The organism is Devosia polycyclovorans (genome assembly GCF_042181575.1).
Lineage (GTDB): Bacteria > Pseudomonadota > Alphaproteobacteria > Rhizobiales > Devosiaceae > Devosia > Devosia polycyclovorans.
Map to the genome: position 1 here is coordinate 3,270,703 of NZ_CP170082.1, position 14,513 is coordinate 3,285,215.

Below are 14,513 nucleotides of genomic sequence, written 5' to 3' on the forward strand. Positions count from 1 at the left end.
CGACAACCGTCTGCGAATTCTCGATTAGATTCCCCCTGGAGACTTAGTAGCACAAGCCGGGAGCTCCCAGAACTGGATATCGCCCCATCCGCAATCACTTTTGCTTAGACGAGGGTCAAACGGCCGGAAGGGATACGGCGGCAGCGGCGGCCCAATAATCGGGATATTGCCGCCGGACATGGTTGGCCGCCTCATGGGCCTGGCCTTCGGAACCGAACAGGCCGAACACGGTGGCACCCGAACCGGACATCCGGGCGAGCATGCACCCGGCGGTTTCCGCCAGTTCTTCGACCAGGACCCCAATTTCGGGCACCAGCTTGACGGCTGGAGGCTGCAGATCGTTGCGCGTCTCATTGAGCCAGAGGCCCAATTGAGCGGGGCGCGTCAGCGGTTCTGGCAGGGCCGGCAGCGGGTAATTGTCATGCGCGCGCAGGCGACGGAAGACGTCGGCGGTGGCCACCGCGACGCCCGGATTGACCAGGGTCAGGAAAAGCACCGGAAACTCCGGCAGGGGCGACAGAATCTCCCCCACGCCCCGTGCCACCAGCGGGCGCGACAGCAGGCAGGCCGGCACATCGGCACCCAGGGTCGCGGCGAGATCAGCAAGCTCGGCGACCGGGATCGGCTCGGGAGACATGCCAGCGAGGATCCGCAGGGCCGCCGCTGCGTCGGCCGAACCGCCGCCGATGCCTGCGGCTACCGGCAGGTTCTTGACCAGATGCAGATCCAGCCCGGGGGGCGACAATTCCGGCCAGCGGGCGCGGAAAGCGGCCACCGCGCGCAACACCAGATTGTTTGGCCCTGTCCCCAGACCGGGCGAAAACGGACCGGAAATGGCGAGACTGTCCTCCGCTGCAGGACGCGCTTCGAGTTCATCGAAAACGTCGGCGAAAACGACCAGGCTTTCGAGATCGTGATAGCCGTCCTCGCGCCGGCGCGTGACGTGCAGCGCCAGATTGATCTTGGCCGGCGCCTGCTGAACGATAGTCTCCAGCACTGGGGATTATTGGGTTTCTGTGGCGGGCGTGAGCCCCTCGGCCAGCTTGGGCCCGACCCGTTCGGCCACATTTCCGGCCTCGTCGACCGAGCGGGCGATATTCCACTGGAAACGGGCTTCGAGCTTGCGCCCGACTTTCCAATAGGCATCGCCCAGATGATCGTTGATCTCCGGGTCATCGGGCAGCAGCATCACGGCGCGCTCGAGCGTTTCCACAGCTTCTTCCATGCGGTCGAGCTTGTAGAAGGCCCAGCCGAGCGAGTCGATGATGTAGCCATCCTGCGGCTGGGCGGCGACCGCGGTCTCGATCATCTCGAGCGCACGTTCGAGATGCATGTCCTGGTCGATCCAGCTATAGCCGAGATAGTTGAGTACCTGCGGCTGATCGGGATTGAGCTCAAGCGCCTTGAGGAAGTCTGCCTCGGCCTTTGGCCACTCTTTGGCGCGTTCATACGCAATGCCCCGGACATAGTAGAAGCGCCAATCCGAAGGCCGTTCGCCGCCCGTAATTTCGAGTGCCTTGCCATAGGCTTCGGCAGCCGCCAAATAGTCCTCGTCATAGCGCAGCAGATCGCCGAGGACCGAGACGGCGTCGAGATCGCCGGGGCTGGTCGCGACAATATTGCGGAGCCGCCGGATGGCCTCGGCACGGTTACCTGTTGCATCGAGATTCTGTGCCACACGAACCACGGCCATGGGTTTCATGGGCGAATTGGCGGGGATGGCATCATAAATCCGGTTGGCGGCCTCGTGCTGACCGGCGATATCGAGCAATTGTCCCGAAGCCAGTGAGATCACATCCGCACCCGGATCGAGATAGATGCCCAGACGCAGGAAGACCAGGGCCAGATCGGCGCTCCCGTCGCGCGAGAGGGCGACGCCGATGCCATGGAACATTTCGGCCGCGCCGATTTGCACATTGGCGGCAAAGACACCGGGGCGCCGCCTGGCCTCGACCGATTCACGGACAATGGCGATGATGGGATGGGTCAGGCCTTCGGCCTCAAAGGCATCGAGCACGTCACGTGCCTCATCGAAGCGGCCGGCATTGGCGAGCATGCGGGCATAAACCTCAGCCATGCGGGCCACATAGGGCTCTGCCTCGAAGGCGCGTGCGGCCAGTTCCAGCGCCAATTCGGTATCCCCTGCCGCTTCAGCCATCAGGGCGCGATGGAACACCAGGAAGTCATCGAGCCCGTTGACGCCGAGCGCTTCCATGAGCGCCTGCGCTTCGTCGCCCCGATTGTCGCCGACCATGGCCCAGGCGCGCAGAATGCCTGCTGTGATGCCGCTGAAGCTATCCTGCGAAATCCGGCCCAACTGACGCACGACAGCGCCATAGCGACGCTCCTTGAGTGCCTCAGAGGCCACGACCAGCTCGGCCAGTTCATTGGCCGGGTCGAGTTCGAGCATGCGGCGGGCGGTGGAGGATGCCTTGCCGATCTGTCCGTCGGCGGCCAGTGCTGCAAAGGCGCGCTCGACCAGTATCGGATTATCCCAATCGGCTTGTGCAGCATCGGAGAAGTAGCGCGCTGCTTCGTCCGTGCGCAGATCCTTGAGCGCCGCCTGACCTGCCATGTAGGAGCCGGTAACACTGGGACGGAACAGTTTGAGCATATCCTGAGCAGCCTGGCGCAGCCCCAGGGTGGCCTCGCTCTGGGCGGCCAACGGGGTGGCCATCAGGGCAAGCATAGCAGCCAAAGCCAGGCGCCATGCCGGTCGATTGGAAAGCAGGGTCACGTGCTCAAATTCTCCCTATGCCGATAACGGCAGCGTTTGGGCGCAAAGATTGTCCGTTTTGCGACTGCGCCGCAAGGGCAGTGCCGGTTTCGCACTGTCACATTCCGCTGTAGTTGGGCCCGCTGCCCCCTTCGGGCGGCACCCAGGTGATGTTGCGCGCAGGGTCCTTGATGTCGCAGGTCTTGCAGTGCACGCAATTGGCCGCGTGGATGCGGAACACCGGGGCGCCATGGTCTTCGGTCATTTCATAAACCCCGGCAGGACAATAGAGCGGCGCCGGCTCACCATAGCGTGGCAGGTTTTCGCGCACTGGAATGGTGGGATCAGCCAGCTTGAGGTGGACCGGCTGGTCTTCGTCATGCGCCAGATTGGCAAGGAACACCGAAGATGAGCGATCGAAGGTGGTTTTGCCATCGGGCCTGGCATATTCGCGCGGGGTCGCATGGTCGATTGTCTTGAGCTTGCCCGAATCAGGCGTGTCCCAGCGCAACGTCCCGAAGGGCGAGAAGCGGAGGATGGTCTGCCACCACATGTCGAGACCGCCAAGACACGCTCCGAACAGCGTGCCGAACCGGCTCCAGAGCGGCTTGAGGTTGCGCACGCCGGCCAATTCCTTCTCGATACCGGTCGAGAGGACGTGGTGGCCCAGATCGGCGATCCGATCATGCTGGCGGCCTGCGGCGATGGCGTCGCCGACCGCATCGGCGGCACCGATACCTGAGAGTATGGCATTGTGAATGGCCTTGAGGCGCGGCGCATTCATGAAACCGGCGGCGCAGCCGATCAGCCCGCCCCCTTCAAAGGCCAGATCCGGTATGGCCTGCAATCCACCAGCCGTCAGCGCGCGTGCGCCATAGCTGATGCGCGTGGCCCCTTCGAGCAGGCGGGCAATGGAGGGGTGTGTCTTGAAGCGCTGGAATTCACCAAAAGGCGACAGTGTGGGATCGGCATAGTCGAGATGTACGACCAGCCCGAGATAGAGCTTGTTGTCCTGAGCGTGATAGGCGAAGCCGCCGCCACTGGTGGCATTGTCGAGCGGGAAGCCGAGATAATGGTCGACCCGGCCCAGCTGGTGGCGGTCTGCCGGGATTTCCCAGATTTCCTTGATGCCCAGGCCGAATTTCTGCGGGCTCGCATTCCGGTCCAGCGCGAACGCGCCAATTATCTGCTTGGCCAGCGAGCCGCGCGCGCCTTCGGCGATGAGAGTATATTTGGCTTCCAGCGCAATGCCTTCGGCGTGGCCGGGCTTGGGGTTGCCAGCAGCATCAAGGCCGAGGTCGCCAGTGATGATGCCGCGCACCGGACCATCGCCGGTCCGCAGCACGTCGACCGCAGCGGTCATGGGGAAGATATCGACACCCAGTTCGGTGGCCTGTTCACCCAGCCAGCGCACCAGGTCGCCCAGGCTGACAATGATGCCGTCCTTGGTCCGCATTTGCGGCGGGACCAGCATGTGAGGAAAGGCGAAATCGCCCGAACCGGTCAGGAAGTGATAGGTGTCCTTGGTTACATCAGGACCCACCGGCGCACCCTTGAGTCGCCAGTCAGGGATCAGAGCATCCAGACCCACCGGGTCCATCACGGCGCCAGAAAGTATGTGTCCTCCGACCTCAGCGGCCTTTTCCACCACGGTCACGGCAAGTTCGGGATGCCGCTGTTTGAGCCTTATGGCAGCCGCCAGGCCAGACGGGCCCGCCCCGACAATCAGCACGTCAGTCGGAAGCGTTTCGCGGTTGCCGGCTTCTGCCATTGGAAATGCACCTCTGGGGCTTGGTGTGCGACTGGTCGCCTGCAACGGGGTGTGACATAACGGGCCCAATGTCTCAAGATCGACCGCTCAACAATGCCGAACTGCTCTCGGTGCTCGATTGGTATCGGGCTGCTGGGGTGGATATGGCCGTGGTCGATGAGCCAGTTGACCGCTTTGCCCAGAAGCCACCGGCAGCCGCTACATTACCGCCGCGCGCCGCACAGCCCAGCCAGGGTGCAGTCAGCCCGTCGCCGGCCCCTGGCCCGATCGGCGGCGACCCCAGCGAAGCCCGACAGCTGGCGGCTTCCGCCCAATCCCTGGATGCTCTGCGCAATGTGCTTGAGCGCTACGATGGCTGTGGTCTCAAGTTCCGGGCAACGCAATTGGTGTTTGCCGACGGCAATCCGGAAGCCAAAATCATGCTGATCGGCGAGGCTCCCGGGGCCGAGGAGGACCGGCAGGGCAAGCCCTTCGTGGGTCGATCAGGACAATTGCTCGATCGCATGCTGGCCGCCATCGGCCTCGACCGCACATCCGTCTATATCGTGAACACCGTCCCCTGGCGTCCGCCGGGTAATCGCACACCAACACCTGAGGAAATGGAACTGTGCCTGCCATTCCTCAACCGTCAGGTGGAACTGGTCGCGCCCAAATTGGTGATGACGCTGGGTGGGCCAGCCATGCAGACCGTGTTCAAGACCACGAGCGGCATCATCAAAATGCGCGGCAAATGGCAGGACGTTGCCATTGGCAATCACACCGTCCCTGCTCTGCCGACGCTGCACCCGGCTTATCTGTTGCGCAATCCACCGGCCAAGCAGCAGGCCTGGCGCGATCTCTTGAGCTTCCGCCAGCGCGTGGACGAATTAGGGCTCGCTTGATGCCCAATTGAAGGCTATCCAGCGCAACTTAACGCGCTATGGTCGCGTTCGTGTGATTTGCAACGCTCTACCGAAGGCCAATCTGCGTCATGGCTTCCGTCATCAAGATTTATGCCCTGTTCCTGGGGTCGGCTCTGCTTATGTTCGGTGGTGGCCTGCAAGGGCTTCTGCTGTCGGTTCGCGGCGCTGAAGAAGGTTTTTCGCTACTGGCATTGGGCCTGATCGGCACGGGTTGGTCGATCGGCTTTGTCGCCGGCTCACTGACGGTGCCGCTGGTCGTGCGCAAGGTAGGGCATATCCGCGCCTTTTCGGTGATGGCAGCCATCGGCACGATCACGATCCTGCTCAACCTGCTCTGGATCAACGATTTTAGCTGGATCGTGCTGCGGGCGCTTTCCGGCTTCTGCTTTGCCGGCGCGGCGATGATCGTTGAAAGCTGGCTCAATGAAGTGACCGACAATCGCAACCGCGGCACGATCTTCTCGATCTATGTGAGCATTAACATGGCAGCCTCAACCCTGGGGCAGATTGCCATGTCGGTTACCGGTACGGCGGGCTACATACCCTTCGTCATCGGCGCGATCAGCTTCATCTGCGCGGTCCTGCCCACGGCCCTCACCTCCAGCCCGCAACCCAAGCCGCTGCAATCGGCGCGGGTGGATATTGGCCTACTCTATCGCACCTCGCCTGTCGCTGCGATCGCGGCCTTTTCGGTCGGCATGGCCAATGGCGCCTTCGGCACGCTGGCGCCGGTCTATGGCTATCAACGGGGGCTGGATGCCGGCGGCATCGCCCTGCTGTTCTCAGTGGCGGCGATTCTGGGTGCGGTGGCGCAAGTGCCGTTCGGGCGCCTGTCCGACCGCATCGACCGCCGGCTGGTGCTGATTGGCCTGTCCGGTTTTGCAGCCGTGGTGGGCGCGCTGATTGTGCTGATCAATCCCGGCGCTGGCTGGGGCATGTATGTTCTGTTTGCCGCTTATGGCTTTGCCGCAAACCCCATCTATGCGGTCGCCGTGGCCCATGCCAACGACTTTGCCCGCGACGGCGATTTTGCCAAGATTGCCGGGGGCATGCTGCTGATCCTGGGCGTTGGCCTGGCTATCGGCCCCGCCGTTGCTTCGCTGATCATGGGCGCCTGGAATCCGGTGGGCCTGTTCTTGGTTACAGCAACGTTCCACGGGGCATTGGCGGGCGCCGCCTATCTGCGGATGCGGGTGCGCAAGAGTGTGGACGCTGCCGAGCGCGCGCCGTTCCAGGCGATGAGCGACAAGCAGGTGACACCCGAGACCTTTGTTCTGGACCCGCGTGCTGATAGTGAAGCCGACGAGTTCGTGCCGGCCGGTGAAGATCCGGTGCCCGAGGAATTGATCGAGACGCTGGAGGATGATGGCGATGTTCAGAACGGAAAAGTTTGAGGACCGGGCCTTCAAGCCACTTTCCATCGCCGTCATTGCCGTCTCCGACACGCGGACGCTGGAGACCGATACTGGCGGAGCGCTGCTCAAGTCCCTGCTGGAAGCCGACGGGCATCACTGCTTCGAACGGCAGGTGGTGCGAGACGAAATCCAGCTCCTGCGCGCCGCCGTGCAGGCCTATGTCGCCAACCCCAAGGTCGATGTGATCCTGACCACCGGCGGGACCGGATTTTCCGGGCGCGACATCACCCCGGAAGCTGTCGAGCCGCTGTTCGACAAGCGCATGGAAGGCTTTTCGGTGCTGTTCCACCAATATTCGGCGACCACCGTGGGTACATCTTCGCTGCAATCGCGTGCCACGGCGGGGCTGATCGGCACCACATTCGTCTTCTGCCTGCCTGGGTCGCGCGGCGCCTGCCGCGACGCCTGGGAAGGCATTCTCACTCACCAGCTCGACTACCGGCACAAGCCGTGCAATTTCGTCGAGCTGATGCCGCGGCTCGACGAGCGGTAAGTCGCGGCCCAACTAAAGCCAAACCGAGCTGGCGGCATTTGTCCCGCCAGCTCGCGTCGCTAGCTGCGCGACACTCAGCTGTGCGGCAAGCCGGCCAGTCTGCGCCCCTCTTCGGTCTTGAGTGAAAAGTCCGTTCCCAGGAAACGGTCTGCCTCCGGCGTCGACAGCCACGCGATCGCTTGCGCCACCCAAAGCGGCGCGATGTGGACGTTGGGGTCCAGGCGACTGACAGGGTTGAGGCCCGAGCGCCGAATGGCCCCTTGCATATCCGTGGCCACGGTACCGGGACTGATACCCAAAGCACGAATGCCCTTGGCACGCAGCTCCAGATCGAGGCACGCAGTCAGGGCGCGCAAACCCGCCTTGCTGGCACAGTAGTGGCTCCAACCCTCCAGCGGGGCAATGGCCGCGCCGGAGCTGACATTGACGATGGTGCCGCCGCCCGCCTCCAGCATCGCGGGCAGCACCGCATGCGCAACCGCAAATGCGCCCACCAGATTGGTTTGCACAACGCTTGCCCAGGCGGCCGGATCACTGTCTTCGACCCTTGCTATGGGCTCGATAGTCCCCGCATTGTTGATGAGAATATCTATCCCACCCAGTTCCGCCCTAACCGCGCCAATGGCGACCGGTACTGCCGACCAATCGGCGAGGTCGCAGAGCACCTCGACGACCCCCGCATTGCCGGACGGAGCGGCAGGCCGCCGGTTCACCATGGCTAGATGCGCGCCGTTCCGGGCGAACAGATCCACGATCGCGGCACCAATGCCACGATTGGCGCCGGTGATCACGACGCGTTTTCCCGCCAAGGCAAGTCGCATATCGAAGCTCATCGTGCGCCACCCCGAGGCTGGATGGCATTGTCCCGGTCGTAAGTGAGGCCAGCCAGCAAGGCCTCAAGATCGGGCCGGGCATAAGGGGCGTTGCCGATCTGGACCAGGTGCAAGCGACCCTCCGCATCCACCGCAAAGGCCGCCGGTTCGGCAAAGGGGCCGGCAGCGCCTGTATCGCCAGCCGGGGTCTTGTGGACCCCAAGCTCTCGCATCTGGTCAACGGACAGCCCCGCGGCTACCGGTCCATTATAGCCCGTTTCGCTCAGCAGCGGCCGTGTGCGCTCCGCACTGTCTGCCGATGCCAGCACCAGATTAAAACCGGCCGCGGCAAAGCGCGGGCGAAGGGCTTCAGCCGCGGTGAGGTATGCCCTGCACATCGGGCAATGCGCGCCGCGATAGATGACGAGGAGGTGCCAGTGACCAGCGCCGAAGGTCATGTCCTCCCCTGTCAGCAGGGTCAGGGATATTGGCGGAAAGGCACCGCCGGGCTCGATGGAAGGCATCGTCTTGCGTACTCCAGATGTTCACAAGCGCTCTGGTAGCGCGTGCAAAAATCTGGAAAAATGGACGCAATACCCACTCACTCATTCCGAAGCTGCATCAATGAAGCTCAGTCTGCTCGAATTGCTGGTGAGTGCTGCCGATGCGGGCAGCTTTGCCGCTGCCGCCGACAGGCATCAAACTGACCCATCAACGGTCTCGCGCCAGATTGCCGCGCTCGAAAGGCAGCTGGGCGGACGGTTGTTCGAGCGCAATACGCGGCATCTGTCGCTGACTGAAACCGGTGCCAATGTGCTGGTGCATGCGCGCCATATCCTGACCGAAATGGAGGCGCTTCGGGACTGCGTGGGTGAAGCGGCCAACAAGGTGCGGGGTAAAGTTCGGCTTTCGGCATCGGTGGCCTATGGCGAAAGACGGGTTGTGCCGCTATTGTGGCGAATGCAGGAAAGGCATCCCGAGCTCAAGCTCGAGCTTGTCCTCACCGAGACCCAGCAGGACCTGGTATCGGAAGGGATCGACCTAGCCCTCAGGCACGCCCCGCATGTGTCGGGTGATGTCGTGGCGGCCCGCCTGCATGGTACAAGCTATATCCTTTGTTGCTCGCCAGCATTTGCGGCGCGACATGGCACGCCGGAGACCCTTAGCGACCTCAAGAGGTTCGCCTGCCTTGCCTATGCCCTCCCAGGCATGGGCGAGCGGTGGTTCCGACTTGGCGAGGGGAGGCCGGCGGACCCTTTCATGGTCGAACCCGCAATGTCGATCAGTTCGCCCCTGGCGCTGCGGCGCGCCTGCCTCGACGGGGCCGGTATTGCGCTTCTGGCCGACTGGCTGGTCGATGACGATATCCGGATGAACCAGCTCATTGCGCTGCTTCCCAATGACAGGCTTTCTCCTTCGATCGGGGAGAACGCTGCGTGGCTGGTCTATCCATCGCGGCCCTATCAGCCCCGGCGTGTCCGGGTGGTCATAGACTTTCTGAAGCAGGCGCTGGGGGCGGGCCCATAAGGAAAGGGTGCCGGAGCGATCCGGCGCCCTTTTTTCATGTGTGGTTCGCGTCAGTGGCCGCCTTGCTCGGGCACCCCGCCTTCCGGCTTGCGGATGAAAAAGGCCGCCAGGATCGCAAAGAGCGAGATGATCGCACCGACGAGGAAGGCCGCGCGAATGCCCCCGGCAAGAGCCTCGACCGGATCCACGCCTTCTGCCGCCAGCGCCGCGGTGCGGATGGTCATGAGCGCGATGAACAGGGCAATGCCCGCCGCGCCTGCCAATTGCTGGATAGAGCCCAGCACGGCCGACGCGTGCGAGTAGAGTTCCATGCGCACCGAGCCCATGGACGAGGTGAAGACCGGCGTAAAGATCAGGGCCAGGCCCACGCTCAGCACCATATGTCCTGCCAGCAGCGCCCAAGGCGAGGTGTCCTGCCCTACCATGGTCAGGGCCCAGAGTACGGCGGAGACCAGGATGGCGCCGGGCACAGCCAGCACGGTCGGCCCGACCCGGTCATAGAGGCGCCCCACCACCGGACCGAGCAAGCCCATGATCAGCCCACCGGGCAACAGCAGTAGCCCCGTCTGCAGCGTATCCAGGCCCACCACGTTCTGCGTGTAGATCGGCAGCAGGATGATCGAGCCGAACAGCGTCATCATGGCGACAAACATCATCGAGACCGAAACGGTGTAGTTGCGCGACTGGAAGACCCGCAGGTCAAGTAGCGCCTTGTTCTCGGCCTGCAGGCCCAGCTGGCGCCACACGAACAGCGCCATGGCCACAACGCCGATGGCGATCGGCAACCAGAGCGGAACGGCCGTGGCTTGTTCGGGATGGGCAAAGCTCTCGCCGAAGCCTGAAAGGCCATAGACCAGCCCGCCAAAGGCCAGTGCCGAGAGCACGACCGAAAGATAGTCGAGCGGCGCATAACGCGGGGTCGAGACATTGCGGATGCGGGTGGCACCCAGCACCAGAGCCAGAATGGCAATGGGCAGGGTGAAATAGAACATGAAGCGCCAGTCGAAATTATTCAGGATGAACCCGCCAATGGTCGGACCGATGGCCGGGGCCACGGACATGACGATGGAGATGTTGCCCATGGTCTTGCCGCGTGCCTCAGGGGGCACCAGCGTCATCACCGTGGTCATCAGCAGCGGCATCATGATTGCGGTGCCGACAGCCTGGATGACCCGGCCAGCGACCAGCAGTTCCAGCCCTGGAGACAGCGCGCAGACTAGCGTGCCTGCCGTGAAGATGGAGATAGCCAGCAAGAAGATCGGGCGCGTGTTGAGGCGTTGCAGCAGGAAGCCGGTGATCGGGATCACCACTGCCATCGTCAGCAGAAAGGCCGTCGTCAGCCACTGGGCCGCGCTGGCGGTGACTCCAAGATCACCCATCAGATGCGGAATGGCGACGCTCATAATGGTCTCGTTGAGAAACACCACGAAGGTCGAGACCAGGAGGATGGCGATGACCAGTTTGTTGCGGGCGGCATTGTCGGGATGGTGCGGCGCGATCTCGGCCGCTTCATCCATGGTGGCTTGCATTGTCATCGTCGTACCCTCTTTGGAAATCTGTATCGCCCATGCGACGGCAGAGACCGCCAGCTTTCGACACGGACTTGCAAAATTCGTGTGACAGCAGCTGTCAGCAGCGACACAATCCCAGCGCCAGCGCCGCTGTTCGAGCGATGGCGAGGCAGTTTTGCGTCAGGCAGATAGAGTCGGTTCGGGCGCGTTTTCCTACGCCCAGATCGGTTCGCGGTAAAGTCTTGCAACGCATGGCCGTCATGCCGATATCTGTCACAGCGACGATGCTGCACCTTTGATGTTCTTGTTCTGTTCTATTCAACCTGATAGCATTCTCATGCGTTGGGGGAGAGACGATTCCCCTCCCGCATTGAGGCAGGAGACAGAACCATGGCCCTTTATCAGGCCCCCTCTTTTGACGCCCTTGAGCGTTTGAGCCGCAGCCGCGACGCCGATCTGGCGCGGCGCGAGCTGGTACAGCCCGATCGCATTCGCGGCCGGGGCGCGCAGAGCAATCGCGTGGGCCGGTTCGAAAAGCATCAGCGCGACAGTTTTGACGATGGCTGGGGGAGTGTGGAGCCACTGCCGCTGTTCGAAACCATCGAGCATATCGAGCGCGCCAAATCCATCATCACCACCAATGACAGCCCCGACATCGGTTTTGAGCGCTCGATCAATGCCTATCGCGGCTGCGAGCATGGTTGTTCCTACTGCTTCGCACGGCCGACCCATGCCTATCTGGGGCATTCGGCCGGGGTGGATTTCGAGCGCGATATCTATGTGAAGAACAATGCCGTCGAGGCGCTGCGGGCCGAATTGTCGGCAAAAAACTATCGTCCCAAGCCCATCGCCATGGGCACCAATACCGACCCCTACCAGCCCGCCGAACGGACGCATAAGCTCACGCGCGGCATTCTCGAAGTCATGCTGGAAACCCGCCATCCGGTGATGATCACGACCAAGTCGGCGCTGATTGTGCGCGATCTGGATATCCTGACCGAACTGGCAAAGCTGGGGCTGGTCAAGGTCGCGCTATCTGTCACCTCGATGGATCACAAGCTGAGCCGCAAGATGGAGCCGCGTGCGTCCTCGCCAGCGCGGCGGCTGGAAGCCATTCGGCTGCTTTCGGAGGCCGGCGTCCCGACAGCCATCTTCGCGTCCCCGATGATCCCGGCAATCAATGACATGGAACTTGAGCGCATCCTGGATGCCGGCAAGGCGCAGGGCGCAATCAGCGCGCAGATGATCCTCTTGCGTCTGCCGGGAGAAGTGCGCGACGTGTTCCGCGAATGGCTTTTGCGGCACTTTCCGGACCGGGTGCGCCATGTGCTGTCCCTGGTTCGCGACACGCGCGGCGGGCGCGACAACGACCCGCGCTTTGGTACGCGCATGGTAGGCGAAGGCCCCTATGCAACGCTCTTGCGGCAGCGTTTCGAAAAGGCGCGCGAGCGCTATGGCCTCGACGCCAAGCTGCCGCCGCTGCGGGCCGATCTGTTCCAGGCCCCAAAAGTGGAAAGCCCGCAAATGAGCCTGTTCTAGGGCGGGCTTGATCAGTACTGCGCAACCTTGCGCGCATAGGTGGCCATGAAATCGAGCGAGGCCAGCACGCCCCTCAGTGAAAGCCGGGTTTCAACCGGTTCCGCCCGGCCCAGAAGCGGCACCGAAAGCGTCACCGCATTCCGGCCCTTCATGGTCTCTATGAGCGAGGCCGAAAGGTCGGGATCGGAAACGAAGAACTGGTTGATCGTATTGTAGCGCGTCTCAATTTCCGTCCCGAACTCGAGGGTGATTGGCGCCTCGCCACCGAATGTGAGGGAAATTGGCAACGCGTGGTCATATTCTCCCTCTTCGGGAGACACGGTGATAGCCAGATCGAGGGCACCATTGAGCCGGTTGCGGATCAGGGTCAGCTTGTATGCTGGCAGTCCGGCGCCGTTTAATTCCTGGCTGCCGGTGCTGGCGAAGCAGGAGTGATGATAGTAACCGCCTACGTCCTCATCGATGACATCGGGACAGGCCGCCAGCCAGTCGCGATTATATTCGCGCCACTCGCCAAAAGGATGATGGAACGGCTCGGCCCAGGCCGCGCCGGTCGACAGCAAAATTGCCACAAGGCTGATTGCTTTGCGCATCAATATTTCTCTCGCCTTTGCCCCCGGCGGGGACTCTTGTATCAGCTAGTCCGTGACAGGGAAAAGTGCGGCGCGGAGCTGGCGGATCAATTAGTGGCCGGATGGATCAGCATGACGATCAAAGTCATCAATGGCATCAATGTTCATTTCGCTTCGGGGGATGGCCCCAGCCTTTCGAGCGAACAGGATGCACTCGACCTGATCGGGGAGACCTACGGCACCCAGGCCGAGATGATCGCGGTGCCATCCGAGCGCTTCGCGCGAGGCTTTTTCGACCTTTCCACCAGACAGCTGGGCCACTTTTTCCAGAAACTCCAAAATTACAGGATGCGGCTGGCGATTTGCGGAGACATTTCCGACCAATTGGCCGCCAGCCAGGCTTTGCGCGACTTCGTCCGGGAAACCAACCAGACCGGACACCATCTGTTTGTGAACGATCCGTCCGCGCTCGGCGCGTTCCTCAGAGGCGGCTCCTGACCATGGCGCGACGCAGCAAGACCGACACTGGAACTGGCGCCTTGTTCACTCCCGAGGCCGATTTTCCGGACTTCAGCCACGAAGCCATGCTGATGGCGCGGGGCGCGCGCTTTGTTGCAGGCGTGGACGAAGCCGGGCGCGGCCCGCTTGCTGGCCCGGTAGTAGTCGCCGCCGTGCGGCTCGATCCGGGCAATATTCCGAGCGGGCTCAATGACTCCAAGAAGCTGAATGCCGAGCGGCGTGATGCCCTGTTCGATCAGATCATGGCCAGCGCCGAAGTGGCCATTGTGTCAGCACCACCGAGCGACATCCTCTTGCGCAACATAAGGGGCGCAACCCTGGCCGCCATGGCGCGCGCGGTCGCGGCCCTGCCCTCGCCCATAGACCGGGCGCTGGTGGATGGGCGCGATGTGCCCCCCGAACTGAACTGTCCCGGCATTGCTCTGATCGGTGGAGACGGTCGTAGCGTGTCGATCGCAGCCGCTTCGATCATCGCCAAGGTCACCCGTGACCGCATGTGCGCCATCATGGATTGTGACGCGCCCCATTTCGGCTTTGCCGGACACAAGGGCTATGGCACCGGTGCGCATCTGGATGCCCTGAACTTGCACGGTCCCTGCCGCCATCACCGCAGCGATTTTGCGCCTGTGGCTACCTTGCTGCTGCGCCGGACCTCTGTAGAGCTGGCCGATTAACCCCTCACTAACCCCTTGCGAACGCTCCATTAACCTCACGCCCCTATAACGGTCTTGTTAGT

Annotated in this window: 14 protein-coding genes; 7 read left to right on the plus strand and 7 right to left on the minus strand. The window is 62.7% G+C overall.

Annotated features, from left to right (window positions below; translation table 11 throughout):
• Positions 1–115 precede the first annotated feature (115 nt).
• The 3 genes from ACE4RL_RS16315 to ACE4RL_RS16325 form a co-directional block, all read right to left on the minus strand.
• Positions 116–997, minus strand: a complete 882-nt coding sequence (locus ACE4RL_RS16315; RefSeq protein WP_375598159.1) for a 4-(cytidine 5'-diphospho)-2-C-methyl-D-erythritol kinase — start codon at positions 995–997, stop codon at positions 116–118.
• A 6-nt stretch (positions 998–1,003) separates the two neighbouring features.
• Positions 1,004–2,737, minus strand: a complete 1,734-nt coding sequence (locus ACE4RL_RS16320; protein ID WP_375598160.1) for a tetratricopeptide repeat protein — start codon at positions 2,735–2,737, stop codon at positions 1,004–1,006.
• A gap of 97 nt (positions 2,738–2,834) precedes the next feature.
• Positions 2,835–4,487 (minus strand): 4Fe-4S dicluster domain-containing protein, encoded by a 1,653-nt coding sequence (locus ACE4RL_RS16325; protein ID WP_375598161.1) that lies wholly within the window; start codon positions 4,485–4,487, stop codon positions 2,835–2,837.
• A gap of 68 nt (positions 4,488–4,555) precedes the next feature.
• Here ACE4RL_RS16325 and ACE4RL_RS16330 point away from each other — a divergent pair, with 68 nt between their 5' ends.
• From ACE4RL_RS16330 to moaB, 3 genes are all read left to right on the plus strand, one after another.
• A complete protein-coding gene (locus ACE4RL_RS16330) occupies positions 4,556–5,368 on the plus strand; it encodes a uracil-DNA glycosylase family protein (protein ID WP_375598162.1) in 813 nt (270 codons plus the stop codon).
• Positions 5,369–5,457: 89 nt separating this feature from the next.
• Positions 5,458–6,783, plus strand: a complete 1,326-nt coding sequence (locus tag ACE4RL_RS16335; protein WP_375598163.1) for an MFS transporter — start codon at positions 5,458–5,460, stop codon at positions 6,781–6,783.
• Positions 6,761–7,297 carry a molybdenum cofactor biosynthesis protein B gene (moaB, locus tag ACE4RL_RS16340; protein ID WP_157291345.1) on the plus strand — a complete coding sequence of 179 codons (537 nt, stop codon included), beginning with the start codon at positions 6,761–6,763 and terminating at the stop codon, positions 7,295–7,297. The genes ACE4RL_RS16335 and moaB overlap by 23 nt, the downstream gene beginning before the upstream one ends.
• A gap of 74 nt (positions 7,298–7,371) precedes the next feature.
• On the opposite strand, the gene ACE4RL_RS16345 is transcribed toward moaB, so the two are convergent.
• Both ACE4RL_RS16345 and ACE4RL_RS16350 read right to left on the minus strand, forming a co-directional pair.
• On the minus strand, positions 7,372–8,130 hold the full coding sequence (locus ACE4RL_RS16345) for an SDR family oxidoreductase (RefSeq protein ID WP_375598164.1): 759 nt from the start codon (positions 8,128–8,130) through the stop codon (positions 7,372–7,374).
• Positions 8,127–8,633, minus strand: coding sequence for a redoxin domain-containing protein (locus ACE4RL_RS16350; RefSeq protein WP_375598165.1), 507 nt, complete (start codon positions 8,631–8,633; stop codon positions 8,127–8,129). The genes ACE4RL_RS16345 and ACE4RL_RS16350 overlap by 4 nt, the downstream gene beginning before the upstream one ends.
• A 100-nt stretch (positions 8,634–8,733) precedes the next feature.
• Here ACE4RL_RS16350 and ACE4RL_RS16355 point away from each other — a divergent pair, with 100 nt between their 5' ends.
• Positions 8,734–9,636 (plus strand): LysR substrate-binding domain-containing protein, encoded by a 903-nt coding sequence (locus ACE4RL_RS16355; RefSeq protein WP_375598166.1) that lies wholly within the window; start codon positions 8,734–8,736, stop codon positions 9,634–9,636.
• A 50-nt stretch (positions 9,637–9,686) separates the two neighbouring features.
• On the opposite strand, the gene ACE4RL_RS16360 is transcribed toward ACE4RL_RS16355, so the two are convergent.
• Positions 9,687–11,171: an MDR family MFS transporter gene (locus ACE4RL_RS16360; RefSeq protein ID WP_375598167.1), complete on the minus strand. Its 1,485-nt coding sequence runs from the start codon at positions 11,169–11,171 to the stop codon at positions 9,687–9,689.
• 366 nt (positions 11,172–11,537) lie between these two features.
• Here ACE4RL_RS16360 and ACE4RL_RS16365 point away from each other — a divergent pair, with 366 nt between their 5' ends.
• Positions 11,538–12,686, plus strand: a complete 1,149-nt coding sequence (locus tag ACE4RL_RS16365; RefSeq protein WP_375598168.1) for a PA0069 family radical SAM protein — start codon at positions 11,538–11,540, stop codon at positions 12,684–12,686.
• An 11-nt stretch (positions 12,687–12,697) separates the two neighbouring features.
• Here ACE4RL_RS16365 and ACE4RL_RS16370 read toward each other — a convergent pair whose 3' ends face one another.
• A complete protein-coding gene (locus ACE4RL_RS16370; RefSeq protein WP_375598169.1) occupies positions 12,698–13,279 on the minus strand; it encodes a hypothetical protein in 582 nt (193 codons plus the stop codon).
• 111 nt (positions 13,280–13,390) lie between these two features.
• On the opposite strand from ACE4RL_RS16370, the gene ACE4RL_RS16375 reads away from it, so the two are divergent.
• On the plus strand, positions 13,391–13,756 hold the full coding sequence (locus tag ACE4RL_RS16375; RefSeq protein WP_375598170.1) for a DUF4180 domain-containing protein: 366 nt from the start codon (positions 13,391–13,393) through the stop codon (positions 13,754–13,756).
• A 2-nt stretch (positions 13,757–13,758) separates the two neighbouring features.
• On the plus strand, positions 13,759–14,451 hold the full coding sequence (locus tag ACE4RL_RS16380) for a ribonuclease HII (RefSeq protein WP_375598171.1): 693 nt from the start codon (positions 13,759–13,761) through the stop codon (positions 14,449–14,451).
• The last annotated feature ends 62 nt before the right edge of the window (positions 14,452–14,513 follow it).